We start from the raw sequence: 25,237 nt of genomic DNA, 5'->3' as shown, positions 1-25,237 counted from the left end.
CATCCGGTTCGTTAGAAGATAAGCTGCCCTCATGCGCTCCTGGTCTGCTCCCGATGTCCCCCGGCTCCCCGCTCTCGGCCTGCCCGGTCCGGGCCCGGCCCTGAAGCTCCACGACAGCGGCACCGCGGCGGTGCGGCCCACCGCGCCCGGCCCGATCGCCCGCATGTACGTGTGCGGCATCACGCCCTACGACGCCACGCACCTGGGGCACGCCAACACCTACCTGGCCTTCGACCTGGTGAACCGGGTGTGGCGGGACGGCGGGCACGAGGTGCACTACGTGCAGAACGCCACCGACGTCGACGACCCGCTGCTGGAACGTGCCGACGCGATCGGCGTGGACTGGCGGGACCTGGCCGAGCGGGAGATCGAGCTGTTCCGCACCGACATGGAGGCGCTGCGCGTCCTGCCGCCGGCGCAGTACGTCGGCGCGGTCGAGGCCATCCCGATGATCATCGAGATGATCACGGAGCTGAAGGAGCGGGGCCTGACCTACGAGGTGGACGGCGACCTGTACTTCCCCGCCTCCGCCGACCCCGGCTTCGGGCAGGTCAGCGGCCTGTCGCGGGCCGAGATGCTGCCGCTGTTCGCCGAGCGCGGCGGCGACCCCGACCGCGCGGGCAAGAAGGACCCGCTGGACGCGCTGCTGTGGCTGGCCGAGCGGCCCGGCGAGCCGTCCTGGGACTCCCCCTTCGGACGGGGCAGGCCCGGCTGGCACATCGAGTGCTCGGCGATCTCCCTGCGCCACCTGGGCATGGGCTTCGACGTGGAGGGCGGCGGCAGCGACCTGACCTTCCCCCACCACGAGTTCAGCGCCTCCCACGCCCAGGCCGCCACCGGCGAGGCGCCGCACGCCCGGGCGTACGTGCACGCCGGGATGGTCGCCCTGGACGGCGCGAAGATGTCCAAGTCCAAGGGCAACCTGGTCTTCGTCTCCCGGCTGCGCGCCCAGGGCGCCGACCCGATGGCGATCCGCCTGGCGCTGCTGGCCCACCACTACCGCGCCGACTGGGAGTGGACCCTGTCCCAGCTGGAGGCCGCCCACGAGCGGCTGGACCGCTGGCGCGCCGCCGTCGCCCGCCCGGCCGGACCGCCGGCCGCCGCGCTGCTGGAGCTGGTGCGCGCCGCGCTGGCCGAGGACCTCGACGCCCCGGCCGCGCTGGCCGCGGTCGACGCCTGGGCCGACGCCGGCGGGGACGACGCGGCCGCGCCCGCGCAGGTCGCCGCCGTCACCGACGCCCTGCTGGGCGTGGCGCTCTAGCCCAGGACCGTCGTCCAGGCCGCCGGGTCGCCCGGGCGGCCGGAGAAGTCGTAGCGCACGCCCGCCGGGCCCAGGGCGACCAGGCTGACCGAGGTGGTGGCGAAGACGCGGCCGGTGTCGGTGAGGTGCCGGTGCAGCAGGGCGCGCGGGTCGTCCTGGTCGAGGCCGTCGCCCTCGGCCAGCGGCAGCCAGCTCCCCCAGGCCGCGGCGGTGTCGCCGTCCTTGGGCTCGGGGCGCTCGGCGGCCCTCAGCCGCGGCCCGAAGTGCCCCAGGCGGGCGCGGATCCCGTCGAGGGCGTGCTGCGGGATCGCCGTGGGGCCCGGGCAGGAGGCGTCCAGGCCGGTGTTCACCACCACGTGGACGCCCGGTTCCAGGGACCGCTCGGTGAGCTCCAGCCCGGTCCAGGTCCACACCCGGACCCGGTCGGGTTCGGCGCACACCAGGTGGAACGGGTCGAGCCGCGGCAGGTCGAGGCCGCCCAGCTCCCCGTCCCCGGCGGCGCGCAGCGGGAGGTCGCCGCGGGAGAGCCGGCCCTCGGCGGGCGCGTCGGCGCCGCAGCCGTTGAGGACGCAGCCGGCCCTGGGCAGGGTGGGGTTCACCGCCAGCCAGGTGCCCCCGGCCTGGCGGTCGCGGCCGCCCAGCAGGTCCGGCCGGTCCGGCCAGTGCGCGGCGGGCGGGTCCCAGAGCCGGTCGGCGTACTCGTCGCGCACCCCGACGAGCAGCACCGGGACCGCGGAGGCTGGGTCAAAGCTCAGCAGACAGGTACACACACGTTCATTATCGCCAAATAACCGGAAATACTTTTACATCGGGGGCCAGGGAACCGCGGGCCAGTCCTCCGGCGGGTAGGGGTGCACCCGGTGCTTGAGCATGAGGTCGACCCGGCGCCGGGTGGCCTCGACCTCCTCGGCGGTGATCAGCCGGGCCAGCCGCCCGGCCAGCTCGCCCTCCAGCTCCGCCCGCACCCGGGCCAGCCCCTGCAGCGCCAGCGGCTTGAGCGGCTTGCCGCGCCACTGCCACAGCACCGTGCGCAGCTTGTACTCGGTGGAGAAGCACACCCCGTGGTCGCAGCCGTGCACGTGGCCGCCCGCCACCGGCAGCAGGTGCCCGATCTTGCGGTCGGCGTTGTTGATCACCGCGTCGAACACCGCGATCCGGCGCACCGCCGCGTCGTTGGCGCGGGACAGGGCCACGACGTCGACGGCCGGGTCGGGCTCGATCCACAGCTGGGCCATGCCCGGGCCCCACGGCCCGTCGCGGTGCACCGTCGGCGGCACGATCCGCCAGCCCATCGCCTGGGACACCAGGTAGGCGGCGACCTCGCGCCCGGCGAGGGTGCCGTCGGGGAAGTCCCACAGCGGGCGCTCGCCGGCCACGGGCTTGTAGACGCACTTGGCCCGCAGGCCCTCGAACTCGATGTCGCAGCGGAGCGTGGCGTTGGAGGCCTGGACCAGGCGCCCTTCGACCGTCATCGCGCCGTGGGTCAGCAGCCGTTCGGCCGCGGCGGTGTCCTCCGCGAGGGACTGCGTCATATCGTCCTGAGGTGTCCGTTCTGGCGGGGGCAGACATGCCCGGTGGCGTCCAGGGGGAGCCCGCACAGCGGGCAGGGCGGCCGGCCGGCGGCCACCAGCCGCAGGGCGCGGTCGGCGAACGCCCGGGCCTGGGCCGCGGTGATCGACACCCGCAGCGTGTCGCCCTCCGGCTCGGCCTCCGGCGGCTCCTCGGGGTCCAGCAGCGTGGGGTCGTTCTCGGCGGCCTCGACGATGATGCGCTCGTCCTCGGGGTCCCAGGCCAGCGCCATCGAGCCGACCCGGAACTCCTCCTCCACCGGCTGGTCCAGGGGGGAGTCGTCGTGCAGGGACTCGGGGGCCACCGCGGGGACGGGGGCGGCGCCGCCGCTGCGCCGCAGCACCTCGTCCAGCAGCTCCTCCATCCGCTCGGCCAGCAGCCCGACCTGGAACTTCTCCAGGCCGACGCTGGTCACCCGGTTCCCGGCGCGGGCCTGCAGGTAGAAGGCACGCTGCCCGGGGGCGCCGACGGTGCCGACGACGAACCGGTCGGGCAGGTCATAGGAGATGACGGGCATGATCCGACCCTACGCGCCGCCGCCGACCGGCGCGTCACCGTCCCCCTGGTTCGCCGGCACCAAACCGCTCAGGTCCTCCCCGCGGTCGTTCAGCCGCACCAGGAAGGGCCGCAGTTCGGTGTAGCGGACGACGGTCAGCGAGGCGGGGTCGACCTGGATGCGCTGGAACTGGTCGAGGTGCAGGCCCAGCGCGTCGGCCACGAGCGCCTTGATGATGTCGCCGTGGGAGCAGACGGCGTAGACGGCGTCGGGCCCCAGCCGCTCGTTCCACTCGCGCACCGCGCGCACCGCCCGCAGCTGCGCGGAGGCCAGCGGCTCCCCGTCGGGGCCGGGGAAGACGACCGCGCTGGGGTGGGCCTGCACCACCTTCCACAGCGGCTCCTCGGCGAGCTCCTTCAGCTCCCTGCCCGTCCAGTCGCCGTAGCGGACCTCGCCGAACCGCTCCTCGACGTGGAGCCCGCCGGGCTCCCGGCGGGCGTCGAGGACGGCCTGCGCGGTCTGCACGCACCGCTCCAGGGGGCTGGTGACCACCGCGTCCAGCCGCAGCCCGGCCAGCCGCGCCCCCACGGTGCGCGCCTGGGCGGCGCCGCGCTCGTCCAGCGGCACTCCGGGGGTCCAGCCGGTCAGCACCGGCCCTGTCTTGGCGGTCAGGCCGTGGCGGAGGAAGAGAACAGTCGGCACGGTCCACACTTTATGCCGGATACTGGGCGGCATGATTGTCGACTGCGCCCTCTACCGCGACGGAGTCCGGCAGGAGGCGGACGACGACGTCAAAAAGCTGCTGCGGGCCGCGCGGCGGGAGACGGGCGCCTTCCTGTGGATCGGGCTGCACGAGCCGGGCTACGAGGAGTTCGACACCGTCCGCAGGGAGCTGGGCCTGCACCCGCTGGCCATCGACGACGCCGCCTACGGACACCAGCGCCCCAAGATCGAGGACTACGGCGACACCATCTTCGTGGTGCTCAAGACCGTCACCTACACCAAGCCCGCCGAGGTCGTCCTCGGGGAGATCATGCTGTTCGTCGGCGCCGACTTCGTCATCACCGTCCGGCACGGCGCCGCCAACCCCCTCGTCCCGGTGCGCCGGCGCCTGGAGCACGACGCCGACCTGCTGGCCACCGGCCCGCCCGCGGTGCTGTACGCGGTGCTGGACGAGGTCGTCGGCAGCTACGACGTGGTCAACCACGACATCGAGGCCGACATCATCGCCCTGGAGAGCCGGGTCTTCACCCGCAGCGGCGGCGACGCCACCGAGGACGTCTACACCCTCAAGCGGGAGATCCTGGAGTTCCGCACCGCCCAGGATCCGCTGCTGCCGGTGCTGCAGGAGCTCGTCAGGGGCAGGGTCCCGCTGTGCGCGCGGCACCGGGAGCGCTTCCGCGACGTGCAGGACACCCTGCTGCGCGTCGACCAGCAGATCGACGCGCACAGCGAGATGGTCACCAGCGTGCTGACCGCGCACCTGGCGCTGCAGGGCAGGCAGCAGAACGAGGACATGCGCAAGATCTCCGCCTGGGCCGCGGTCCTGGCGGTGCCCACGATGGTCGCGGGCGTCTACGGCATGAACTTCGAGCACATGCCCGAGACCGGCTGGGTGCTGGGCTACCCGCTGGTCGTGCTCGGCATGGCGGGCGCCTGCACGCTGCTGTACCGCAGGTTCAAGAAGAGCGGCTGGCTGTGACGCCGCTCAGCCCCTGCCGCGCAGGGACCTGACGCGGGTCGCCGCCGCCGACGCCTTGTGCAGGAGGCCGACGGCCAGCTTGCCGACCTGCATGCCCTCGGGCTTGGTCGGGTGCAGGAGCGCGTCGGTGCCGCCGTCGGCGAACAGCACCGAGCCCACCATGAGCGAGGAGGCGTCCGACAGCAGGAACGCGATCGCCTCGGCGACCTCCTCGGGCCTGCCGGGCCGGCCCAGCGCGCTGGGGTAGGCGTCGGCGAACACCCCCAGCTTGGGGTCCTTGCGCAGGTCGTCGGTCATCGGGGTGGCGATCATGCCGGGGGCGACGGCGTTGAGCCGGATGCCCGCGCCGATCCACTCCTCCTTCACGCCCTCGCCGCGCGCCCAGTAGGCCAGCGCGGCCTTGGTGGCGGGGTAGGCGGCGACGGCGTCGCCGGTCTCGGCGGCACGGCGCGCGCCCTCCTCGTCGTCGCGCAGGCACGCCGCCGCCACTTCGGCGTTCCAGCCGGGCTGGCAGGTCACCGAGTTCGACGACAGCACCACCACCGCGGAGCTCCCGGCGGCCGCCAGCCCCGCGCGCAGTCCCCGCACCAGGGCCAGCGCGCCGAAGTAGTTCACCGACACCACCAGGGCCGGGTCCACGCCGGTGAGCCCCGCGATGCCCGCGCACGGCACGACGCCGTGCACGACGGGCGCCTTGGCGCGCACCGCGGCGACGGCCTCGGCCCTGCCCCGCGCGGTGGCGAGGTCGGCGGTCACGTCCGCGTCCCGCAGGTCGACGGTGAGGACCTCGTGCCCCCGACCGCGCAGCAGGGCGGTGGTCGCCGCCCCGATTCCCGACGCCGCTCCGCTGACGACAAAGGTACCCATCCGCCCGCCTTCCGCTCGGTCACACCCGGGGCGAACTGTAACGAATTCCAGCAGCCGCGTCAGCCCTGCGCGCCGGCCTTGCGGTAGGGGGCCAGCAGGGAGCCCCACAGGTCGCTGCTGACGCCGTCGGCCTCCATCCGCGCGCGCATCCGCTCGATCGTGCCGCGCGTGGGGAGCGCCAGCGCGACCACCAGCGGGTAGCCCAGGCAGAACGACAGCGCCATCGGCAGGAAGCTGTCGGAGGCCATCGACAGCGGGAGCCCCAGGAGCACCACGCCCTCGGTGAGCGCGAAGCGCAGGAACAGGCCGGCGCGGAAGGACTCCGACGCGCTCAGCCGCGGCCCTCCGCCCCCGCGCGGCAGCGCGGACGGCAGCCGGCGCACCAGGAGCAGCACGCCCGCGGCGGCCAGCGGGACGACCGCGCACGACAGCAGCGGCCGGGCGTCCACGGTGTGCGTCTCCACCCGCATGATGTACGGCGAGAGGGCCAGCACCCCGACGGGCACCGCCAGCAGCCCGAGGAAGGCCTTGCGCAACTGGGCGAGCAGGGTTCCGGTGCGCAGCGACGCGAGATAGCCGGGGTCGCCCTCCGGGCCCGCACCCGGCGGCGGATCTACGGGAACTACCACGACCCCGAACCTTAGCCCGATACGCCCGTTTCGGACAGTGCCCCCGCGGACGGGCACGCCGCACCGCCCGCGCCGCCTCCCTCCGCGGGCGCCGAAACGCTATAGCCTGTGGTCCTTATGGAGCAGCGTCAGCTCGGTCGGAGCGGTCTCATGGTGTCCCGGCTGGGACTCGGCACCATGGACTGGGGTGAGGGCACCCGGCCCGAGGAGGCCGCGGCGCAGCTCACCGAGTTCGTCGACGCCGGCGGCAACCTCGTCGACACCGCCGACGTCTACGGCCACGGGCGCAGCGAGCAGATCCTCGGCCAGCTGCTCAACACCGTCGTGGACCGCGACGACATCGTCGTGGCGACGAAGGCGGGGGTGACGCCCCGCGGCTACGACTCCTCGCGCCGGCACCTGCTCGCCGCGCTCGACCGCTCACTGGACCGCCTGTGCCTGGACCACGTGGACCTGTGGCAGGTCCACGCGCACGACCCGGCCACCCCCTACGAGGAGACGCTGGCGGCGCTGGACGAGGCGGTCTCCTCCGGGCGCACCCGCTACGTGGGGGTGTCCAACTACGGCGGCTGGCAGCTGGCGACCGCCGCGACCTGGCAGCGCGCCTGGCCGGGGCGGCAGCCGATCGTCTCCGACCAGGTGGAGTACTCGCTGCTGCAGCGCGACCCCGAGCGGGAGACGGTGCCCGCCGCGCTGGACTCGGGCACCTCGATCCTGGCGTGGTCGCCGCTGGGCCGCGGCGTGCTCACCGGCAAGTACCGCACCGCCATCCCGGCCGACTCCCGCGCGGCGCGCGACCGGCTGGAGGACTTCGTGGCACCGTATCTGGGCGAGCAGAGCTCCCGGATCGTGGAGTCGGTCGCCACCGCCGCCGACGGCCTGGGCGTCACGCCGCTGGCCGTCGCCCTGGCCTGGGTGCGCGACCAGCCGGGGGTCGCCGCGCCCCTGGTCGGCGCCCGCACCGCCGCCCAGCTCCGGGCCGCGCTGCAGGCCGAGGAGCTGACCCTGCCCGACGAGATCCGCGACGCACTGGACGACGTATCCGATGTCTGAGACGACCTCCCTGACCGCGCTGGGACTGCCCGGCGACCTGGCCGCCCGCGCCCGCGCCCACCTCGGCGAGGACGCCGAGGCGCTGCTGCGCGGCGATCCGTGGGAACTGCTGCGGGTGCCGGGCGTGACGCCCGCGCAGGCCGACAGGTTCGCCCTGTCGGTGCTGCCGTCGGCGGACCCGCAGGACGCGCGGCGCGGCCGCGCGCTGGTGGGGTTCCTGCTGGCCGAGGCGGCGCGCCGCGGCGACACCGCGCTGCCGGGCGAGGCGGTGGTCCGGGCGTTGGGCGGGCTGCGCATCGCCGACGCGAACGCGGCGGTGAACGCGGCGCTGGACGAGGCGCGGGTCATGCTGTTCGAGGTGGAGCCCGAGCTCCCCGACGTCTTCGACGAGTCGGCGGAGGAGCTGCCCGAGGCCGAGCAGTGGCTGGCGCTGGCCCGGTACGGGCTGGCCGAGGAGACCGTCGCCGAGGGCGTGCAGCGGCTGGCCGCCACCGCGCCGCCGATCGAGGCCGGGGACGGCGCCGCCGAGCACGGCGAGGCGGCGCGCCAGGCGCTCTTCCACGGCGTGAGCATCGTGGCGGGCCCGCCCGGCTCGGAGGACGGCCTGATCGCCGACCTGCGGGCGCTGGAGCCGTCCCTGGACGTCCCCGTGACGGTCGCGGCGGTCACCGCGACGGCCGCCGCGCGCCATGAGGGCGCGGTGAGCCTGCACCGGCTCCTGGAGGCGCGTGAGGGCCTGGGCGTCCTGGGCTACGCGCGGGGCGAGCAGTGGCCGCTGGAGCCCGGCGTGCTGGTCGTGACGGGCGCGGAGGCGCTGGATGTGGAGCTGGCCGCCGCGCTGGTGGAGGCGTGCCCCGACGGCACGCACCTGGTGCTGGCGGGCGACCCCGACGGGCTCGCCTCCTACCGGCCGGGCCGGGTGCTGGCCGACCTCGTCGCGACGCAGGAGGTGCCCGTCACGCCGGAGCCGCCGGACGGCGGGCCGCTGGCCGAGCTCGCCGAGGGCGTGCGCGCGGGCGGGCTGCGCCGGGTGGAGGCGCCCGGCAAGGAGGTCGTGGTGGTGGCGGCCGCCGACGGGCGCGAGGCCGCCCACCGGGTGGGCCAGCTGCTGGCCGACTCCATCCCGCGGGCGCTGGGCATCGACGTCCGGGACGTGCAGGTGCTCACGCCGGGCGCGGCGGGGACGGCGGCGCTCAACGCCGCGCTGAAGGCGCGGCTGAACCCCGGGCCGGGCGTGTGCGGCGGTTTCGACGCCGGGGACCGCGTGGTGGTGGCGGTGCCGTTCGCCGAGGCCGCCGCGGGCGAGACCGGGACGGTCACCGAGGCCTCCCCCGAGGGGCTGACGGTGGAGTTCCCCGACGCGGTGGTGCGCGTTCCCGCCGCGTCGCTGCCGCGGTTGCGGGCGGGCTGGGCGATCCCGGTCCAGCAGGCGGCCGGGACCCGCTGGCCGGCGGTCGTGGCGGTCTTCCCCTCGGCCGAGGGGCTGACGCGCCCGCTGGTGCTGACCGCGTTCACCCGGGCGCTGCGGCACCTGTCGGTGGTGACGGCGGCGGGGCCCGGACTCGCCGCGTCCGTCACCGAATTTGCCCCGGTTAAGAGACAGACGAGGCTGATGTCGCTTTTTATGTAGAACGTCATTCGATTTTTCTCTTTGTCAAGACGTGACTCCACCGCCATTGATCCGTTAAACAAGGACAGAGCGACACCACCCCCGGGCAAGGAGGAGCATGCTTCCAGGACGACCCCCCGTCCGCCGGCTGGGCGCGGCCTCCCTCGCGCTGTCGGCCGGCGTGCTGCTGGTGTTCGCGGCCCCCGCGCCGACGGCGGCCGCCGAACCCAAGAAGTGCGTCAAGGGGCACGACCCGCAGTCCTCCATCAAGGACATCGAGTGCCAGTTCCACAACAACGTCGAGACCATCAAGAACAAGATCGACGAGGCGAACGGCAAGAAGACAGAGAAGCCCGAGAAGCCCGCCGACGACTCCGGGAGCAAGCCGGACGAGGCCAAGGGCGACAAGGGCACCGCCAAGCCCGAGAAGCCCAGGAAGCCGCGGCAGTCGACGGCGCCCCGCGGCGGCACGCCGATCACCCCCCAGACCAGCGTGCGGGCGCCCTCGACGTTCACGGTGCAGCCGCCGAAGGACACCCCGGCCGCGCCCCGGGAGTCGGCCGCCGACGCGCTGCCCGAGCAGCCGCAGGTCGCCGACGCCCCGCAGGCCGAGACCCCGGTGCTCGCCCTGCCCGAGACCCGCATGGTCGAGCCCGTGGCCGCCGTCCGGCCCCTTGAGGGCGACTCCGCGCGGGCCATGTGGGCGGCGGGCGCCTCCGCGGGCATCACCGCGGTGGTGATGGGCCAGTTCAGCCTCATCGGCGCGCGGCTGCGCCGGCGGGCCCGCCAGGGGCGCTGAAGGACCCGCGGGAACGGCGAAGGCCCCGGACGTCGGAGCGTCCGGGGCCTTCGGTTCGCACGACCGGGGCGACACCGTCAGTCGAACTGGCCGCCCATGGCGTGCACGCCGCCGTCGACGTGGACGATCTCGGCCGTGGTCGCCGGGAACCAGTCCGACAGCAGCGCGACCGTCGCCTTGGCCGTGGGCACCACGTCGGTGATGTCCCAGCCCAGCGGCGCCGACTTGCTCCAGCCCTCGGTGATGCCCTCGAAGCCGGGGATGTTCTTGGCCGCCATCGTCTTGATCGGGCCGGCCGCCACCAGGTTGAAGCGGATGCCCTCCCCGCCCAGGTAGCGGGCGAGGTAGCGGTTGGTGGACTCCAGGCCCGCCTTGGCCACGCCCATCCAGTCGTAGACCGGCCAGGCCGCGCGCGCGTCGAAGGTCAGGCCCACGACCGAGCCGCCGCCGTCCTTCATCAGCGGCAGGCACGCCATCGTCAGCGACTTCAGCGAGTACGCCGAGATCTGGACGGCCGTCGCCACGTCCTCCCACTTGGTGTTGAGGAAGTTGCCGCCGAGCGCGTCCTGCGGCGCGAAGCCGATGGAGTGCACCACGCCGTCGATCCTGTCCCAGCCCAGCGCGCGCAGCTGCGCCTCCAGGCCGCCCAGGTGCTCTTCGTTGGTGACGTCCAGCTCGATGACCGCCGGCGGGTTGTCGGGGCCGCTGGGCAGCTTCTTGGCGATGCGCTGGGTCAGCGTGGGCCGCGGGAACGCGGTGAGGATGACGTTGGCGCCCTCCTCCTGCGCGATCCGCGCCACGTGGAAGCCGATCGAGGCGTCCGTCAGGACGCCCGTGACCAGGATGTTCTTGCCTTCGAGGATGCCCATGCTCAGTGCCCCATTCCCAGTCCGCCGTCCACCGGGATCACGGCCCCGGTGATGTAGGAGGCGTCGTCGCTCGCGAGGAACCTGACCACCTTGGCGATCTCCTCGGGCTCGGCCTGCCGCTTCAGCGGGATGTTCTGCTTGATCGTGTCCTGCAGCTTGTCGTCGAGCACCGCGGTCATGTCCGTGTTCACGAAGCCGGGCGCCACGACGTTGGCGGTGATGTTGCGCGAGCCCAGCTCGCGGGCGAGGGAGCGGGCCATGCCCACCATGCCCGCCTTGGAGGCCGCGTAGTTGGCCTGCCCGCCCGAGCCGGAGAGGCCGACCACCGAGGAGATGAAGACCATCCGGCCGCGGCGCATCTTCATCATGCCCTTCACGGCCCGCTTGGCGACCCGGAAGGAGCCGGTGAGGTTGGTGTCCAGGACCGAGGTGAACTTCTCCTCGCTCATCAGCGCCAGGAGCTGGTCCTGGGTGACGCCCGCGTTGGCGACGACGACCTCGACCGGGCCCTGCTCGGCCTCGATCTTGCCGAAGGCGGTGTCGACGTCCTCCCAGCTCGTCACGTCGCACTTGACCGCGAAGAAGCCTTCCGGCGGCTCGCCCGACCGGTAGGTGACGGCCACGGCGTCCCCCGCGGCCTGCAACTCGCGGGCGATCGCGAGCCCGATGCCGCGGTTTCCGCCGGTGACCAGGACTGAGCGCGCCATGCGCTGCACCTCCGTGTGGGTTTTGTGGGTAGCGAACGTCACATCGCGGCACGAGGTTACCGCTCCGGCGGCCGCGTGTCGGGTGTCGAGATCCACAAGTTTGGGGCGGGTCTTCTTGTGCGCGCGCCCTCGGGCCGGGGGAAACCCGGTGCCGGTCCGCGCGGGTGCGGATAGGTTCGAATCCGTGCATGAAATCGATCCGGCTTTCACCGCGCTTCCCCTCCGCGTCCTGGCCGACGCCGCGCTGTCCCGCGCACGGGAGCTGGGAGCCTCCCACGCCGACTTCCGGCTGGAGCGCATCCGCAGCCAGTCCCTGCGCCTGAAGGACGGCGCCCTGGAGACCTCACTGGACACCGACGACATCGGCCTGTCGGTACGGGTCGTCAAGGACGGCACCTGGGGCTTCGCCTCGGGCATCGACCTGACCCCCGAGGCCGCCGCCGCGCTGGCCGCGCAGGCGGTCGCGGTCGCCCGGGTGGCCGGCGCCATCAACCGCGAGCCCGTCGAGCTGGCGCCCGAGCCCGCGCACGGCGAGCAGACCTGGGTGTCGTCGTATGAGATCGACCCGTTCACGATCCCGGCCTCCGAGAAGGCCGAGCTGCTGGCCGAGTGGTCCAGGCGGCTGCTGGCGGCGGGCGTGGACCACGTGGACGCCTCGCTGCTGCAGGTCAAGGAGAACAAGTTCTTCGCCTCCCTGGAGGGCACCGTCACCACCCAGCAGCGGGTGCGGATACACCCGCAGCTGACCGCCGTGCGGGTCGCCGAGGGCGCGTTCGACACCATGCGCACCCTGGCGCCGCCGGCCGGCCGCGGCTGGGAGTACCTCACCGGCACCGGCTGGGACTTCGACGCCGAGCTCGCCCGGATCCCCTCCCTGCTGGCCGAGAAGCTCGCCGCGCCGTCGGTGGAGGCCGGCACCTACGACGTGGTCGTCGACCCGTCGAACCTGTGGCTGACCATCCACGAGTCGATCGGGCACGCCACCGAGCTGGACCGCGCGCTGGGCTACGAGGCCGCCTACGCCGGCACGTCGTTCGCCACCCCCGACAAGCTCGGGAGGCTGCAGTACGGCTCGGCCGCCCTGAACGTCACCGGCGACCGCACCGCCGAGCACGGCCTGGCCACCATCGGGTTCGACGACGAGGGCGTGCGGACCCAGGAGTGGGACATCATCACCGGCGGCCTGTTCACCGGCTACCAGACCGACCGGCGCATCGCCCACGTGGCGGGCCGGGAGCGCTCGAACGGCTGCGCCTTCGCCGACTCCCCCGCCAACACCCCCATCCAGCGGATGGCGAACGTGTCGATCCGGCCCGAGCCCGGCGGCCCCTCCACCGAGGAGCTGATCTCCCGGGTCGAGGACGGCGTCTACATCGTCGGCGACAAGAGCTGGTCGATCGACATGCAGCGCTACAACTTCCAGTTCACCGGGCAGCGCTTCTTCCGCATCCGCAACGGCCGCCTGGACGGCCAGCTGCGCGACGTCGCCTACCAGGCCACCACCACCGACTTCTGGAACTCCATGGAGGCCGTGGGCGGCCCGCAGACGTACGTGCTGGGCGGCGCGTTCAACTGCGGCAAGGGCCAGCCCGGGCAGGTCGCGCCGGTCAGCCACGGCTGCCCGTCCGCGCTGTTCCGCGGCGTCAACATCCTCAACGCGCTCAAGGAGGCGGGCAAGTGAGGCCACAGGAAGCGGTCGAGCGCGCCCTCGACCTGTCGACGACCGGCGACTGCGTGGTCATCGCCGAGGAGTCCAGCGCGGCCAACCTGCGCTGGGCCGGCAACACCCTGACCACCAACGGGGTGGGCCGCTCCCGGCGGCTGACGGTGATCGCCGTCCAGGACGGCGCGGTCGGCGCGGTCTCCCGGGCCGGGGTGGGCGCCGAAGAGCTGCCCGACCTGGTCAAGGCCGCCGAGGAGCAGGCCCGCTCCGCCGAGCCCGCCGAGGACGCCGCGCCGCTGCTGTCGGGGTCCGCGGCGGGTGACTGGGACGCCGCGCCCGCCGTCACCGACATCTCGGTGTTCTCCGCCTTCGCCCCGGCGCTGGGCGAGCAGTTCGCGGCCGCGCAGGCGGGGGGCCGCCGCCTCTACGGGTTCGCCGAGCACCAGCTGACCTCCACCTACCTGGGCTCCTCCACGGGCCTGCGGCTGCGCCACGACCAGCCGACGGGAAGGCTGGAGCTCAACGCCAAGAACGAGGGGAGCTCGGCCTGGACGGGCGCGAGCACCCGCGACTTCGCCGACCTGGACGTGCCGGGGCTGGGCGCCGAGCTGGAGCGCCGCCTGTCCTGGGGGCGGCGCCGCGTGGACCTGCCCGCCGGGCGCTATGAGACGCTGCTGCCGCCCAGCGCCGTCTCCGACCTGATGATCTACCTGTACTGGACGGCCGGGGCCCGCGACGCCCACGAGGGCCGCACGGTCTTCAGCTCCCACCCCGTGGGCTCGCGGCTGTCGCCCCTGCCGCTGCGGCTGTACAGCGACCCGCACGCGCCGGGCCTGGAGTGCGCGCCGTTCACCGTGGCGCACGCCTCGGGCCGCGACACGTCGGTCTTCGACAACGGCCTGGAGCTGTCGGCCACCGACTGGATCTCCGGCGGGGAGGTCGCCGCGCTGACCCAGACCCGGCACTCGGCCGGGCTCACCGGGCGGCCGGTCACCCCGGCGATCGACAACCTCCTCATGGAGGGCGCCCCCGGCGGCGCCACCCTCGAGGAGATGGTGGCGCGCACCGAGCGCGGGCTGCTGCTGACCTGCCTGTGGTACATCCGCGAGGTGGACCCGCAGAGCCTGCTGCTGACCGGCCTCACCCGCGACGGCGTCTACCTGGTGGAGAACGGCGAGATCACCGGCGAGGTCAACAACTTCCGGTTCAACGAGAGCCCGGTGGACCTGCTGTCCCGGGTGAGCGAGACCGGCCGCACCGAGCGGACCCTGCCGCGCGAGTGGTCGGACTACTTCACCCGCGCGGCGATGCCCGCCCTGCGCGTGCCCGACTACAACATGTCCACGGTGAGCCAGGCGTCCTAGCCCTTTCCGGGCTCGGGCTCCTCGAGGCGGAAGCCCACTTTCAGGGTGACCTGGAAGTGGGCGACCTCGCCGTCCTCCACCTGGCCCCTCAGCTCGGTGGCCTCGAACCAGTCGAGGTTCCTCAGGGTCGCCGCGGCGCGGCTGATGCCGTTGCGGATCGCCTGCTCGATCCCGTCGGGGGACGTGCCGACGATCTCGGTCACCCGGTAGGTGTTGTTGCTCATCTGTTCCTCCTGAGAAGCCGTTGACCTCCCCCTACCCAGCGGGCCGCCCGGATGTCGCCTAACGTGGAGGGCGTGAGGGCACTTTCCCGTCGGAAGACCACCGTCTACACCGTGACCGACGCCTCCCGGCCCCTGTCGGAGGACGTCGACGAACGCCAGCGCCATTACCTGATCTCCATGGGTATCCGGCTGGCCTGCCTCCTCCTGGCCGTGGTGCTGTGGGGCCGGATCCACCCGGTGCTGCTGGGGCTGCTGCTGGTCGGCGCCATCCTGCTGCCCTACACCGCGGTCGTCTTCGCCAACGGCGGGCGCAAGCCTCCGCGGGACGGCGGACCCGCCGAGCTCTTCGACCAGCGGGCCGTCCCGGCTCCCCCGCCGCCGCCCCAGGCGTTCCGCAAGGACGCCCCGGCGGCGGATCAGGCCGATTCCGGCGTCTCTTCAGAAACCAGTCCGTGACTATCTCTTGACTAACCCCGGGGGGGTTCGGTGTACGATTTGTACCTGGCGCTCCGGTCCCCCGTCGGGGCGCCCGTGCCGGTGTTCCGGGCCCCCGTCGGAACACCGATGTGCGGCGCAGGGAGGGTTGCCCCCGTATCCTCCCTGCGCCGCTTTCCGTTTCCCCCGCCTCGTCCGGCCCGGTACCGGGCCGCTCAGTCCTCCTCGGGCTCGGCGACGACCACCACCGGGCAGGCCGAGTGGCGCAGCACCGCGTGCCCGACCCGCCCCAGCACCGTGCCGAAGCCCAGCCGCCGCTTGCGCGCCCCCAGCACCAGCAGCGCCGCGTCCTCGGACGCCTCGACGAGCGCGCGGGCCGCGGACGTCTCGGGCAGCCGGTACTCCACCACCACGTCGGGGTGGTCGCTCACCTGCCCGGCCAGCGCCTCCGACAGCATCATCTCCTCGCCGATCCGCTGCCCCGGCGCCCCGTAGCCGTTCACCGCGCGCAGGGCCGCCAGCCGGACCCCGCGGAGCTCGGCCTCGGCGAAGGCCCAGCCGATCGCCGCGGACTGCCGGTGCCGCTCGTCGACGCCCAGCACGACGTGTTCGCCGCGCCCGCGCTCCCCGCCGCGCGGCACCACCACGACGGGGCAGTAGCCGTGCGCCGCCACGTGCAGGCCCACCGAGCCCAGCAGGAGCCGCTCGAACCCGCCGGCGCCCCGGGTGCCGACCACGACCATGGGCGCCGTCCTGCTGAGCTCCGTCAGCACCCGCGCCGGGTCGTCGTCCGCCAGCTCCAGCCCGACCCGCAGGTCCGGCCGCTCCCCCAGGAGCCCCTCGCGGGTCGACTCCAGCAGGTGCCGCCGCTCCTCCCGCAGCCGTTCGAGCGCGTCCTCCTTCAGCATGTTCCCCGGCTCCAGCAGCTTGCTGGCGTGCACCAGCAGCAGCGGCGCCCCGCGGCGGACCGCCTCGTCCGCCGCCCAGTCCAGCGCGCCCGCGGCCCCCGAGGAGCCGTCCACCCCCACCACGATCGCTTCGTTCATGGTTCCGACGCTAATGCGCGTCGGGCCGGTTGTCAGACCGGCACGATCACCACGGGGCAGCGGGCGTGGTGGAGCACGGCGTGGCCGACCGAGCCGAGGAGGAGGCTGCCCAGGGAGCCGCGGCCGTGGGTGCCCACCACCAGCAGGTCGGCGTCGGCGGAGGACTCGGTCAGGACGGCGGCGGGATGGGCGTTGACGATCTCCTCGGACGCCTTGACGTCGGGGTAGCGGGCGCGCCAGGACTCCAGCAGCTCGGTGAGGCGGTCCAGGGGGTCGATGAAGGACGGGTCCTCCTCGGCCTGGCGGGCGAAGGTGTCGGTGACGTCCCAGGCGTGCACGGCCTTCAGCCGCGACCCCCGCCGCCGGGCGGCCTCGAAGGCGTAGGTGAGGGGCCCGGTCGGGTCGTGGTCGAAGGCCACGCCCACCACGATCTCCCCGCGGCGGGTGGCCGGCTCGCCGCGCACCACCACCACGGGCCGGGCGGCGTGCCCGGCGACCCGCAGGGTGGTGGAGCCCAGCAGCAGCTCGGCGAAACGGCCGCGCCCCCGGCTGCCGAGCACCAGCTCGCCGCCCCGCTCGGCGAGCAGGCGCAGCACGCGGACGGTCTCGCCCTGGATGTTCTCGGTCTCCACCCTCAGCTCGGGGCGGCCCCGCGCGGCCAGTCCGGCCGCCTCGTCGAGGATCTCCCGGGACTCCACGGTCCGCGCCTCGTCGGCCATCGGCGGCGGGATGTCGGGCAGGCCCAGCGTCCACGGCTCCTGCACGTGGACGATGCGCAGCGGGCGGCCCGTGCGCAGGGCCTCGTCGGCGGCCCAGGACACCGCGGCGTGCGAGGCGGGCGAGCCGTCGGTGCCGACGATCACCGGCTGCGGGGAAGACTCGTTCATAACCCGAGCGTGCTCCGCCCCGCCGCCGGACGCGAGGCGCGGAGGTCCCCGGCGGGCAGGGACCTTCGTCCCGCCTCGCCGGTCAGCGCAGGGGGACCCGCCACAGCAGGCGGGTGCCGCCGCCCTCGCGGTCCGCCAGCTCCATGAAGCCGCCCAGGGACTCGGCGCGCTCGGCCATGTTCTTCAGGCCGCTGCGCCTGCCGCCCGGCGGGATGCCGCAGCCGTCGTCCTCGACCCGCAGGACGAGGTCGTCGCGCACGTCCAGCGCGACCTCGACGCGGCCCGCCCCGGCGTGCCTGGCCACGTTGGACAGCGCCTCGGAGACCACCGCGACGAGCTGCTCGCCGATCTGGGGGTCGACGTCGGTGTCGAGGAGGCCGTCGAACCGGACGGAGGGCGCGAAGCCCAGGGGCCCGGTGAAGTCGTCGACGACCGAGTGGAGCCGGCTGCGCAGGCTCCCGGCGTCCGGCTCGACCTGGAGGGCGAAGATCGTGGAGCGGATCTGCCGGATGGTCTCGTCCAGGTCGTCCACCGACCGCTGGATGCGGCGGCGCACGTCGGGCCGGTCGGCGATCTTCCCGGCGCTCATCAACGTCATGGCGGTGGCGAACAGCCGCTGGATGACGGTGTCGTGCAGGTCCTTGGCGATGCGGTCGCGGTCCTCCAGCAGGGACAGCCGCTCCAGGTCGCGCCGCCGGTCGGCCAGCTCCATGGCGACCGCGGCCTGCCCCGCGAAGGGCTCCAGCAGCCGCTGGGTGACCTCGGTGAAGGCGGTGCCGCCCGCGGCGTTGGCGACGCCGAGCACGCCGCGGGCCGAGCCGCCGCGGCCCAGCGGGACCAGCAGGGCGGGCCCCAGCGGCAGCTCCGCGCAGATCGCGTCCCGGGGGGCGGCCTGCCGGGCGTCGGGCACCAGCAGGCACCTGTCGTGCTCGTGCACGTCGGCGCCGAGGGCGTCCTCGAAGGGCAGCCGGAGGCCGCGGATGCGCTCGGCGCCCTGCCCGGCGGCGGCCGCCACCACGAACTCCCCCGCCACCTCGTCGGCGGTGGCCACGAAGGCCAGACCGGCGTCGCAGATCTCCCGCGCCCGGTCGGCGACCAGGCCGCCCACCTCGTCGGGGGCGGTGCCCGACAGCAGCGCGGTGGAGATCTCGGTCAGGGCCTGCTGCCAGCGCTCCCTGCGGCGGGTCTCCTCGTACAGGCGGGCGTTCTCGATGGCGATGCCGGCCGCGGTGGCCAGCGCGGTGAGGACCACCTCGTCCTGCTCGTCGAACTCGCCGCCGTCCTGCTTCTCGGCCATGTAGAGGTTGCCGAAGACCTCCTCGCGCACCCGGATGGGCACGCCGAGGAAGCGGTGCATCGGGGGGTGGTTGGCGGGGAAGCCCACCGACTCGGGGTGGGCGCCCAGGTCGGCCAGGCGCAGCGGGCGCGGCTCCTTGATCAGCAGGCCGAGGATGCCCTCGCCGTGCGGCCAGTGCCCGATCGCGGCGATCTCCTCGTCGCTGACGCCGACGGTGACGAACTCCGCGAGGCTCTCCCCGTCGTCGCCGATCACGCCGAGCGCGCCGTACCTGGCCTCCACCAGGGTGGTGGAGGCCTCGGTGATGCGGCGCAGCACGGTGGCCAGGTCGAGGTCGCTGCCGATGGAGACCACGGCCTCCAGCAGGGAGTGCACCCGGTCCCGGGTGGAGCGGGCGGCCTCCAGCCGGGCCTGCAGCTCGCTCAGCAGGTCGTCCAGCCGCAGCTGCGGCAGGATCAGCCGGGCCCGGTCGCCGTGCCGGAAATCGCCCTCCACCTTCGCTGCCCCTTCCGGATGAACGTCCTGGTCAAGGCGGTCGGGGCGGCCCGGCCGCGGCGTCGGGCCCGCGGGGACCTTGGTCCCGCGTTCCCGGGCCTTCGGCCGTTGTCTCGAGGGCGGTCGCCCCGATACCTTCAGCAGCAACATACCGCCCGAGGAAGAAGGCCATTCCGTGACCCAGGTCACCCACGGCGCCAAGATCCGTGTTTTCCTGCTCGACGACCACGAGGTCGTGCGCAAGGGCGTCGCCGCCCTGCTGGAGGCCGAAGGGGACATCGAGATCGTCGGGGAGGCCTCCTCGGCGGCCCAGGCGCTGGCCCGCATCCCCGCCTCCGCGCCGGACGTGGCGGTGCTGGACGTGCGGCTGCCCGACGGCGACGGGGTGGGCGTGTGCCGGGAGATCAGGGCGCAGCTGCCGCAGGTGGCGTGCCTGATGCTCACCTCCTTCTCCGACGAGGAGGCGCTGTTCGACGCGGTGATGGCGGGGGCGTCCGGGTACGTCCTCAAGCAGATCCACGGTTCGGACCTGGTGGGCGCGGTGCGCACCGTGGCCTCCGGCCAGTCGCTGCTGGACCCGCGCTCCACCAGCCAGATGCTGCAGCGGCTGCGCGAGCGCGAGAGCCGCAAGGACCCGCTGGCCGCGCTGTCGGACCAGGAGCGCCAGATCCTGGAGCTGATCGGCGAGGGACTGACCAACCGGCAGATCGGCGAGCGCATGTTCCTGGCCGAGAAGACGGTGAAGAACTACGTCTCCAACCTCTTCGCCAAGCTGGACATGCGCCGCCGCACCCAGGCCGCGGCGTTCGCCGCCCAGCTCAAGGCCTCCCGCGCCGCAGCCGACCGGGAGCGTCCCGACGAGGGGCGGCAGGGATAGGGACCTTCGCCCCTACGGGCCGGCGGGCCCGGGGAGCAGGATGGCGCCCATGCCCTTCGACGCCGGAGGCCTGGAGATACTCGGGGACGACGAGTGCCTGGCCCTCCTCCAGACCACCCCCGTGGGCCGCATCGTCTTCACCCACCAGGCTTTGCCCGCCGTCCAGCCGGTGAACTACGCCATGGACGGCCGGGACGTGATCATCCGCACCTCGCCGGGGTCGAAGCTGGCGGCCGCCGCGCGCAGCGCGGTGGTGGCCTTCGAGATCGACTCCTACGACGCCGAGCGCCGCACCGGCTGGTCGGTGGTGCTGGTGGGGCAGGCGCGGCGGGTGACCGACCCCGAGGAGGCCGCCGAGCTGGGCGCGCTGGACCTGTGGCCGTGGGTGCCCGGCGGCCGGGAGGAGTTCATCCGCATCTCCCCCCGGCTGTGCTCGGGCCGCCGCATCCTCAGGTCGCCGGCCCCGGCCGGTCGGACTGGTCGGGCCGGTAGTCCCAGCGGCTGACCAGCGGGTCGTCCTCGCCGTGCGCGCGGGTGTAGGCGCGGCAGCGCAGCCTCTCGTCGGCCATCCGCTGGCGCAGCGGCGCCACCCGGCCGCCCAGGCCCGGCACCCGGTCGATGACGTCCATGACGAGGTGGAAGCGGTCGAGGTCGTTGAGCATCACCATGTCGAACGGCGTCGTGGTGGTGCCCTTCTCCTTGTAGCCGCGCACGTGCAGGTTGTCGTGGCCGTGCCTGCGGTAGGTCATCCGGTGCACCAGCCACGGGTAGCCGTGGAAGGCGAAGATGACCGGTTTGTCGGTGGTGAACAGCGCGTCGAACTCCGCGTCGCTCAACCCGTGCGGGTGCTCCGACGGCGGCTGCAGGCGCATGAGGTCGACCACGTTGACCACCCGCACGCGCAGCTCCGGCAGGTACTTGGCGAGCAGCCGGGCGGCGGCGAGGGTCTCCAGCGCGGGGATGTCGCCGGCGCAGGCCAGGACGACGTCGGGATCGGTGCCCGCGTCGGTGCTCGCCCACTCCCAGATGCCGATGCCGCGGGCGCAGTGCGCGACCGCCTCGTCCATCGGCAGCCAGACCGGCGACTCCTGCTTGCCCGCGACGATGACGTTCACCACGTCCCTGGTGCGCAGGCAGTGGTCGGCGACGCACAGCAGCGTGTTGGCGTCCGGCGGCAGGTAGACCCCGACGACCTCGGGCCGCTTGTTGAGGACGACGTCGAGGAAGCCCGGGTCCTGGTGGGTGAAGCCGTTGTGGTCCTGGCGCCACACGTGCGAGGACAGCAGGTAGTTCAGCGCGGCGATCGGCCGCCGCCAGGACAGGTCGCGGGAGGCCTCCAGCCATTTGGCGTGCTGGTTGAACATGGCGTCGACGATGTGCACGAACGCCTCGTAGGTGTTGAACAGGCCGTGCCGCCCGGTCAGCAGGTAGCCCTCCAGCCAGCCCTGGCACAGGTGCTCGCTGAGCACCTCCATGACCTGGCCGTGCTCGGCGAGGTGCTCGTCGGTGGGCAGGATCTCGCCGCGCCACACCCGGTCGGTGCGCTCGAAGACGGCGGTGAGCCGGTTGGAGGCGGTCTCGTCGGGTCCCATGAGGCGGAAGCTCGTGCGGTTGGCGGCGACGACCTCGCGCAGGTAGCCGCCGAGCACCCCGGTGGCACCGGCCTGGACCATGCCGTGCTCGGGCACGGCCACCGCGTAGCCGCGGAAGTCCGGCAGGTCCAGGGGGCGCAGCAGGAGCCCGCCGTTGGCCTTGGGGTTGGCGCTCATCCTGCGGTCGCCCGCCGGGCTCTGCGCCAGGACCTCCGGCACCGGGGAGCCGCCCTCGCCGAAGAGCTCCTCGGGCCGGTAGGAGCGCAGCCACGCCTCCAGCTGCGCCAGCTGCTCGGGTTCGGTGCGGGGCGCCTTCAGCGGGATCTGGTGGGCGCGCCAGGTGCCCTCCACCAGCACGCCGTCCACCTTGCGGGGGCCGGTCCAGCCCTTGGGGGTGCGCAGGATGATCATCGGCCAGGCGGGGCGCCCCCGCCCGCCGCCCGAGCGCGCCTCCTCCTGGATCCGCGCGATGTCGTCCAGCGCCCGGTCCAGGGTCTCGGCCATCAGCCGGTGCATCTGGGCGGGTTCGTCGCCGCTCACCAGGTACGGGCGGTGGCCGTAGCCCCGCATGAGGGAGAGCAGCTCCTCCTCGGGGATGCGGGCCAGGACCGTCGGGTTGGCGATCTTGTAGCCGTTGAGGTGCAGGATCGGCAGCACCGCCCCGTCCCGGACGGGGTCGAGGAACTTGGTGGAGTGCCAGCTCGCCGCCAGCGGCCCCGTCTCGGCCTCGCCGTCGCCCACGACGCACGCCACCGTCAGGCCCGGGTTGTCGAACGCCGCGCCGTAGGCGTGGGCGAGGGAGTAGCCGAGCTCGCCGCCCTCGTGGATGGAACCGGGCGTCTCGGGGGCGGCGTGGGAGGGGATGCCGCCGGGGAAGGAGAACTGCCGGAAGAGCCGCGCCATGCCCCGCTCGTCCTGGGAGACGTGCGGGTAGATCTCGCTGTAGGTGCCGTCGAGCCAGGCGCTGGCCACCGCGGAGGGCCCGCCGTGGCCGGGGCCCATGACGAACATCATGTCCAGGTCGCGCTGCCGGATCGCCCGGTTGAGGTGGGCGTAGCAGAAGTTCAGGCCGGGCGAGGTGCCCCAGTGGCCGAGCAGGCGTGGCTTGATGTGCTCGGGCCGCAGTGGTTCGCGCAGCAGGGGGTTGTCCAGGAGGTAGATCTGCCCGGCGGAGAGATAGTTCGCTGCCCGCCACCAGGCGTCCAGGGCGTCTAGTTCGTCCGGTCCGCTCATACTTCCTCGTCGGTGAGTTCTTCGGGTCTCCTGCGTACCGTTCCCAGAGTCGCGGTGGGCTCACCCAGGCGGAGCAGAACCTGGGGGTGTCCTCCGTGACACAGGCGGACGCGAATGAGTGAGCGCAGTTCGGGTATCTCCAGCGGTTGGGTGTGCAGTGCCCCCGACAGGCCCTCGGCCGAGGCGCGCAGCAGCATGCGCTGCAGTCCCTGGCCGGCCGCCAGCCAGTCGGCGCGCCCGTCGCCGCGGGTGGTGACGAGCGCGACCACCCCGGTGATGCCGGGCTCGGCGGACGGCTCCTCGGGCACGCCCCACGGCCGGCCCTGGGCGAAGTCGCGGGTGGCGAAGTGCGGATCGGCGAACACGTCCTCGGCCGGGTAGGAGCGGTCGACCATGCCCTCGTGGCGGTGGCCGCCCGGAGGCGGAGCCCAGCGCGCCGCCTCCGCCTGGTGCTCGGGGTCCATGCGCTGCAGCTGCTCGGCGACCTCGGTGAAGGCGGCCAGCGCGCGCCGCTCCCTGGTGTCGGACACCAGGAGCAGCTCGGCGCCCTCCCGGTGCACCTCCTCGCGCAGCGCGGTCAGCGTGTCGGTGGCCAGGACCGCCTGTTTGAAGGGGCCGCGGTGGCTGCGCCGCTCCTTCACCTGCCGGTACAGCCGCTCGACCGCCAGGAGGGCGCCCGGCTCGACCCGCGCGGCGGGGTCGAGGACGAGTTCGGCGAGCAGGCCCGGCCGGTCGGGTTCGGGCAGCGTGCGCACCCGCGGCTCCCAGCCCTGCGCCTGGACGGCCAGCCGCAGCGTGAACAGGGCGGCACCGCAGCTGATGAGCATCTCCCTGCCGTCCGGGTCCGCGATGTCCAGCCGCCGTTCGGAGTCGGCGTGCAGGCCGAGGCGCGCGCCGCCTTCCCCGTGGTCGGCGGTGCCGAACCACCACGGCTGGGTGTTGTGCACGGAAGGCGCCCACACCGCCGCCTCGATCGCGGCGCGTACGATCCCTTCGACGTCGGTTCTCACCGTCCCAGCACACCACCGCGGGTACCGCCGGGACAGGGACCAAGGTCCGCCGCCGCACCGACCAACGCTCGCCGCGGGGGACCTTCGTCTCTGCACCCGGCCGCGGCGCGCGTCACACGATGAGTCCATGGAAGTCGACGCTCATGGACTCGAAGTGCTGGACCAGCGGGAGTGCCTGCGGCTGCTGGCCTCCGTCCCGGTCGGCCGTGTCGCCTTCACCGAGCGGGCGCTGCCGGCGATCCAGCCCGTCAACTTCGTGCTCGACGGCACGGACGTCATCCTGCGGACCAACGTCGGCAGCAAACTCGGCCTGGCCATCCGGCGCGCGGTCGTGGCCTTCGAGGCCGACGACTTCGACACCGAGCGGGGCAGCGGCTGGTCGGTGACGCTGCTCGGCGAGGCCAGGGCCGTCACCGACCCGGCCGAGGCCGAGCGGCTGTCGCGGCTCCCGCTGCCCGCCTGGGCGCCCGGCCCCCGCGACCGCTACATCCGCATCTCCGGCCGCTACGTGTCGGGCCGCAGGATCAACGCCGTGGCCGCCTGAGCCCTCACCGGACGACGGCGACCGGGCAGTGGGCGTGGTGCAGCATCGCCTGGCCGACCGAGCCCAGGAGCAGCCCGGCGAAGCCGCCGCGCCCCCGGCTGCCCAGCACCAGCAGGTCGGCCCGGGCGGACGCCCCGGCCAGGGCCCGGACGGTGCCGCCGCGCACCACCTCCTCCACGACCTCCACGTCGGGGTAACGGGCCGGCCAGCCCGCCAGCGCCTCCGACAGCACCCGCGACTCCTCCCCGGCGACGAGCTCGGGGTCGTAGACCGGGGGCTGCATCTCGCCCCAGCCCAGGGAGGCGGGGTCGCGCCAGGCGTGGACGGCCCGCAGCCGCGCCGAGCGCAGCGCGGCCTCCTCGAAGGCGAACCCCAGCGCGGCCTGGGCGCTCGGCGTGTCGTCCACCGCCACCACGACCTCGCCGTGCGCCGTCTCCTCGGTGCGCCGGACGACCACGACGGGGCACCGCGCGTACAGCGCGACCTGGTTGGTGGCCGAGCCGAGCAGCAGCCCGCCGAACTCCCCCAGCCCCCGGCCGCCGACCACCAGCATCGGCGCCCCCTCGGCCTCCTTCAGGAGCGTCTGGGCGGGTCCGCCGGGGACCAGCTCGGTCTCGGTGCGCACCCGCGGTTCCCCCGCCGCGGCGCGGGCGGCGGCCTGCCGGAGCACCTCCTGGCCGTTGTCGCGCAGCTCGCGGCGCATCCGGTCGGCGTTGGGCTCGGGCAGCGGCTCCAGCAGCCAGGGGGAGAGCACGGAGACGATCCGCAGGCGGCGGTCGCGGCGGACCGCCTCCTGCGCCGCCCACTCGACGGCGGCGTAGCCGGGCCCGGAGCCGTCGGCCCCGACGATGATCGGTCTTTGCGCGCGCTCGCTCATGCTTCGAGCGTAGGACGCGGAGATCTTGGCACGGAAAGGACCAAGGTCCCGCGGGCTGGTGCTGGACGGCCCTCTCCCGACATTCCCGTCACACGATGGACTGGACCCCGGGTGACACACGCGTGGGGGGTC

The 25,237-nt window shown here is 73.9% G+C and carries 26 protein-coding genes; 11 read left to right on the top strand and 15 right to left on the bottom strand.

The annotated features are described in order from the left end of the window. Positions 1-31: 31 nt before the first annotated feature. Positions 32-1,261, top strand: a complete 1,230-nt coding sequence (gene mshC / locus ABD140_RS33495) for a cysteine--1-D-myo-inosityl 2-amino-2-deoxy-alpha-D-glucopyranoside ligase (protein WP_344245789.1) — start codon at positions 32-34, stop codon at positions 1,259-1,261. Here the strand turns inward: mshC and ABD140_RS33490 are convergent. From ABD140_RS33490 to ABD140_RS33475, 4 genes are read right to left on the bottom strand one after another with little or no spacing between them, the layout of a single operon-like run. Continuing rightward, on the bottom strand, positions 1,258-2,031 hold the full coding sequence (locus tag ABD140_RS33490; protein ID WP_344245787.1) for an NRDE family protein: 774 nt from the start codon (positions 2,029-2,031) through the stop codon (positions 1,258-1,260). The genes mshC and ABD140_RS33490 overlap by 4 nt on opposite strands. Positions 2,032-2,064: 33 nt before the next feature. Beyond that, on the bottom strand, positions 2,065-2,793 hold the full coding sequence (locus tag ABD140_RS33485) for an SCO1664 family protein (protein WP_344245785.1): 729 nt from the start codon (positions 2,791-2,793) through the stop codon (positions 2,065-2,067). After that, positions 2,790-3,347 carry a DUF3090 domain-containing protein gene (locus ABD140_RS33480; RefSeq protein WP_344245783.1) on the bottom strand — a complete coding sequence of 186 codons (558 nt, stop codon included), beginning with the start codon at positions 3,345-3,347 and terminating at the stop codon, positions 2,790-2,792. The genes ABD140_RS33485 and ABD140_RS33480 overlap by 4 nt, the downstream gene beginning before the upstream one ends. Before the next feature lie 9 nt (positions 3,348-3,356). Further along, positions 3,357-4,028 carry an MSMEG_4193 family putative phosphomutase gene (locus tag ABD140_RS33475; protein ID WP_344245781.1) on the bottom strand — a complete coding sequence of 224 codons (672 nt, stop codon included), beginning with the start codon at positions 4,026-4,028 and terminating at the stop codon, positions 3,357-3,359. A 31-nt stretch (positions 4,029-4,059) separates the two neighbouring features. On the opposite strand from ABD140_RS33475, the gene ABD140_RS33470 reads away from it, so the two are divergent. Further along, a complete protein-coding gene (locus tag ABD140_RS33470) occupies positions 4,060-5,028 on the top strand; it encodes a magnesium and cobalt transport protein CorA (RefSeq protein WP_344245779.1) in 969 nt (322 codons plus the stop codon). Between the two features lie 6 nt (positions 5,029-5,034). Here the strand turns inward: ABD140_RS33470 and ABD140_RS33465 are convergent, their stop codons facing one another. Both ABD140_RS33465 and ABD140_RS33460 read right to left on the bottom strand, forming a co-directional pair. Beyond that, entirely contained in the window at positions 5,035-5,895 is an 861-nt protein-coding gene (locus ABD140_RS33465; protein ID WP_344245777.1) for an SDR family oxidoreductase, read from the bottom strand. Positions 5,896-5,954: 59 nt separating this feature from the next. Continuing rightward, entirely contained in the window at positions 5,955-6,524 is a 570-nt protein-coding gene (locus tag ABD140_RS33460) for a hypothetical protein (RefSeq protein ID WP_344245775.1), read from the bottom strand. A 117-nt stretch (positions 6,525-6,641) separates the two neighbouring features. Here ABD140_RS33460 and ABD140_RS33455 point away from each other — a divergent pair, with 117 nt between their 5' ends. From ABD140_RS33455 to ABD140_RS33445, 3 genes are all read left to right on the top strand, one after another. Further along, positions 6,642-7,577, top strand: coding sequence for an aldo/keto reductase (locus ABD140_RS33455; RefSeq protein WP_344245773.1), 936 nt, complete (start codon positions 6,642-6,644; stop codon positions 7,575-7,577). Next, complete coding sequence (locus tag ABD140_RS33450; protein WP_344245771.1) at positions 7,570-9,207, top strand: helix-hairpin-helix domain-containing protein; 1,638 nt, start codon at positions 7,570-7,572, stop codon at positions 9,205-9,207. Before ABD140_RS33455 ends, ABD140_RS33450 begins: the two co-directional genes overlap by 8 nt. 97 nt (positions 9,208-9,304) lie before the next feature. Further along, positions 9,305-9,985 carry a hypothetical protein gene (locus tag ABD140_RS33445; protein ID WP_344245769.1) on the top strand — a complete coding sequence of 227 codons (681 nt, stop codon included), beginning with the start codon at positions 9,305-9,307 and terminating at the stop codon, positions 9,983-9,985. A gap of 77 nt (positions 9,986-10,062) precedes the next feature. On the opposite strand, the gene fabI is transcribed toward ABD140_RS33445, so the two are convergent. Both fabI and ABD140_RS33435 read right to left on the bottom strand, forming a co-directional pair. Beyond that, positions 10,063-10,854 carry an enoyl-ACP reductase FabI gene (gene fabI, locus ABD140_RS33440; protein ID WP_344245767.1) on the bottom strand — a complete coding sequence of 264 codons (792 nt, stop codon included), beginning with the start codon at positions 10,852-10,854 and terminating at the stop codon, positions 10,063-10,065. 2 nt (positions 10,855-10,856) lie between these two features. Further along, positions 10,857-11,561, bottom strand: a complete 705-nt coding sequence (locus ABD140_RS33435; protein WP_344245765.1) for a beta-ketoacyl-ACP reductase — start codon at positions 11,559-11,561, stop codon at positions 10,857-10,859. Between the two features lie 184 nt (positions 11,562-11,745). On the opposite strand from ABD140_RS33435, the gene ABD140_RS33430 reads away from it, so the two are divergent. Next, positions 11,746-13,242, top strand: a complete 1,497-nt coding sequence (locus tag ABD140_RS33430; RefSeq protein WP_344245763.1) for a TldD/PmbA family protein — start codon at positions 11,746-11,748, stop codon at positions 13,240-13,242. Further along, positions 13,239-14,588 (top strand): metallopeptidase TldD-related protein, encoded by a 1,350-nt coding sequence (locus tag ABD140_RS33425; protein WP_344245761.1) that lies wholly within the window; start codon positions 13,239-13,241, stop codon positions 14,586-14,588. The genes ABD140_RS33430 and ABD140_RS33425 overlap by 4 nt, the downstream gene beginning before the upstream one ends. On the opposite strand, the gene ABD140_RS33420 is transcribed toward ABD140_RS33425, so the two are convergent. Beyond that, complete coding sequence (locus ABD140_RS33420; protein WP_344245759.1) at positions 14,585-14,812, bottom strand: dodecin; 228 nt, start codon at positions 14,810-14,812, stop codon at positions 14,585-14,587. The two genes, ABD140_RS33425 and ABD140_RS33420, sit on opposite strands and share 4 nt — an antisense overlap. 72 nt (positions 14,813-14,884) lie before the next feature. Here ABD140_RS33420 and ABD140_RS33415 point away from each other — a divergent pair, with 72 nt between their 5' ends. Continuing rightward, on the top strand, positions 14,885-15,268 hold the full coding sequence (locus ABD140_RS33415; RefSeq protein WP_344245757.1) for a DUF3099 domain-containing protein: 384 nt from the start codon (positions 14,885-14,887) through the stop codon (positions 15,266-15,268). A gap of 194 nt (positions 15,269-15,462) precedes the next feature. Here the strand turns inward: ABD140_RS33415 and ABD140_RS33410 are convergent, their stop codons facing one another. The 3 genes from ABD140_RS33410 to ABD140_RS33400 form a co-directional block, all read right to left on the bottom strand. Continuing rightward, on the bottom strand, positions 15,463-16,293 hold the full coding sequence (locus tag ABD140_RS33410) for a universal stress protein (RefSeq protein ID WP_344245755.1): 831 nt from the start codon (positions 16,291-16,293) through the stop codon (positions 15,463-15,465). A gap of 32 nt (positions 16,294-16,325) precedes the next feature. Further along, positions 16,326-17,180, bottom strand: a complete 855-nt coding sequence (locus tag ABD140_RS33405; RefSeq protein ID WP_344245753.1) for a universal stress protein — start codon at positions 17,178-17,180, stop codon at positions 16,326-16,328. Positions 17,181-17,262: 82 nt separating this feature from the next. Next, a complete protein-coding gene (locus tag ABD140_RS33400; protein WP_344245751.1) occupies positions 17,263-18,972 on the bottom strand; it encodes a sensor histidine kinase in 1,710 nt (569 codons plus the stop codon). A 175-nt stretch (positions 18,973-19,147) separates the two neighbouring features. Between ABD140_RS33400 and ABD140_RS33395 the strand changes: the two genes are divergently transcribed. Together ABD140_RS33395 and ABD140_RS33390 are read left to right on the top strand one after the other, a co-directional pair. After that, positions 19,148-19,849: a response regulator transcription factor gene (locus ABD140_RS33395; RefSeq protein ID WP_344245749.1), complete on the top strand. Its 702-nt coding sequence runs from the start codon at positions 19,148-19,150 to the stop codon at positions 19,847-19,849. Positions 19,850-19,898: 49 nt separating this feature from the next. Next, the gene (locus tag ABD140_RS33390; RefSeq protein ID WP_344245747.1) at positions 19,899-20,354 is read left to right on the top strand and encodes a pyridoxamine 5'-phosphate oxidase family protein; all 456 of its coding nucleotides are present in this window, start codon (positions 19,899-19,901) and stop codon (positions 20,352-20,354) included. Here ABD140_RS33390 and ABD140_RS33385 read toward each other — a convergent pair. Next, on the bottom strand, positions 20,299-22,674 hold the full coding sequence (locus tag ABD140_RS33385; protein ID WP_344245745.1) for a phosphoketolase family protein: 2,376 nt from the start codon (positions 22,672-22,674) through the stop codon (positions 20,299-20,301). The two genes, ABD140_RS33390 and ABD140_RS33385, sit on opposite strands and share 56 nt — an antisense overlap. Beyond that, positions 22,671-23,684 (bottom strand): Acg family FMN-binding oxidoreductase, encoded by a 1,014-nt coding sequence (locus ABD140_RS33380; protein WP_344245743.1) that lies wholly within the window; start codon positions 23,682-23,684, stop codon positions 22,671-22,673. Before ABD140_RS33380 ends, ABD140_RS33385 begins: the two co-directional genes overlap by 4 nt. Positions 23,685-23,811: 127 nt before the next feature. Between ABD140_RS33380 and ABD140_RS33375 the strand changes: the two genes are divergently transcribed. Next, complete coding sequence (locus ABD140_RS33375) at positions 23,812-24,228, top strand: pyridoxamine 5'-phosphate oxidase family protein (RefSeq protein ID WP_344245741.1); 417 nt, start codon at positions 23,812-23,814, stop codon at positions 24,226-24,228. Positions 24,229-24,232: 4 nt separating this feature from the next. On the opposite strand, the gene ABD140_RS33370 is transcribed toward ABD140_RS33375, so the two are convergent. Beyond that, positions 24,233-25,105 carry a universal stress protein gene (locus tag ABD140_RS33370; protein WP_344245739.1) on the bottom strand — a complete coding sequence of 291 codons (873 nt, stop codon included), beginning with the start codon at positions 25,103-25,105 and terminating at the stop codon, positions 24,233-24,235. Positions 25,106-25,237: the final 132 nt, after the last annotated feature.

It is taken from the genome of Actinocorallia libanotica (assembly GCF_039525175.1).
GTDB classification, from domain to species: domain Bacteria; phylum Actinomycetota; class Actinomycetes; order Streptosporangiales; family Streptosporangiaceae; genus Actinocorallia; species Actinocorallia libanotica.
This window is presented reverse-complemented; position numbering and strand designations above follow the sequence as displayed.

Bases quoted from the DNA above. Each gene is read 5' to 3' on its own strand.
- mshC (WP_344245789.1), top strand. From the start codon at position 32: ATGCGCTCCTGGTCTGCTCCCGATGTCCCCCGGCTCCCCGCTCTCGGC.
- ABD140_RS33485 (WP_344245785.1), bottom strand. From the start codon at position 2,793: ATGACGCAGTCCCTCGCGGAGGACACCGCCGCGGCCGAACGGCTGCTG.
- ABD140_RS33480 (WP_344245783.1), bottom strand. From the start codon at position 3,347: ATGCCCGTCATCTCCTATGACCTGCCCGACCGGTTCGTCGTCGGCACC.
- ABD140_RS33470 (WP_344245779.1), top strand. From the start codon at position 4,060: ATGATTGTCGACTGCGCCCTCTACCGCGACGGAGTCCGGCAGGAGGCG.
- ABD140_RS33465 (WP_344245777.1), bottom strand. From the start codon at position 5,895: ATGGGTACCTTTGTCGTCAGCGGAGCGGCGTCGGGAATCGGGGCGGCG.
- ABD140_RS33455 (WP_344245773.1), top strand. From the start codon at position 6,642: ATGGAGCAGCGTCAGCTCGGTCGGAGCGGTCTCATGGTGTCCCGGCTG.
- ABD140_RS33450 (WP_344245771.1), top strand. From the start codon at position 7,570: ATGTCTGAGACGACCTCCCTGACCGCGCTGGGACTGCCCGGCGACCTG.
- ABD140_RS33445 (WP_344245769.1), top strand. From the start codon at position 9,305: ATGCTTCCAGGACGACCCCCCGTCCGCCGGCTGGGCGCGGCCTCCCTC.
- fabI (WP_344245767.1), bottom strand. From the start codon at position 10,854: ATGGGCATCCTCGAAGGCAAGAACATCCTGGTCACGGGCGTCCTGACG.
- ABD140_RS33435 (WP_344245765.1), bottom strand. From the start codon at position 11,561: ATGGCGCGCTCAGTCCTGGTCACCGGCGGAAACCGCGGCATCGGGCTC.
- ABD140_RS33420 (WP_344245759.1), bottom strand. From the start codon at position 14,812: ATGAGCAACAACACCTACCGGGTGACCGAGATCGTCGGCACGTCCCCC.
- ABD140_RS33410 (WP_344245755.1), bottom strand. From the start codon at position 16,293: ATGAACGAAGCGATCGTGGTGGGGGTGGACGGCTCCTCGGGGGCCGCG.
- ABD140_RS33405 (WP_344245753.1), bottom strand. From the start codon at position 17,180: ATGAACGAGTCTTCCCCGCAGCCGGTGATCGTCGGCACCGACGGCTCG.
- ABD140_RS33390 (WP_344245747.1), top strand. From the start codon at position 19,899: ATGCCCTTCGACGCCGGAGGCCTGGAGATACTCGGGGACGACGAGTGC.
- ABD140_RS33385 (WP_344245745.1), bottom strand. From the start codon at position 22,674: ATGAGCGGACCGGACGAACTAGACGCCCTGGACGCCTGGTGGCGGGCA.
- ABD140_RS33375 (WP_344245741.1), top strand. From the start codon at position 23,812: ATGGAAGTCGACGCTCATGGACTCGAAGTGCTGGACCAGCGGGAGTGC.
- ABD140_RS33370 (WP_344245739.1), bottom strand. From the start codon at position 25,105: ATGAGCGAGCGCGCGCAAAGACCGATCATCGTCGGGGCCGACGGCTCC.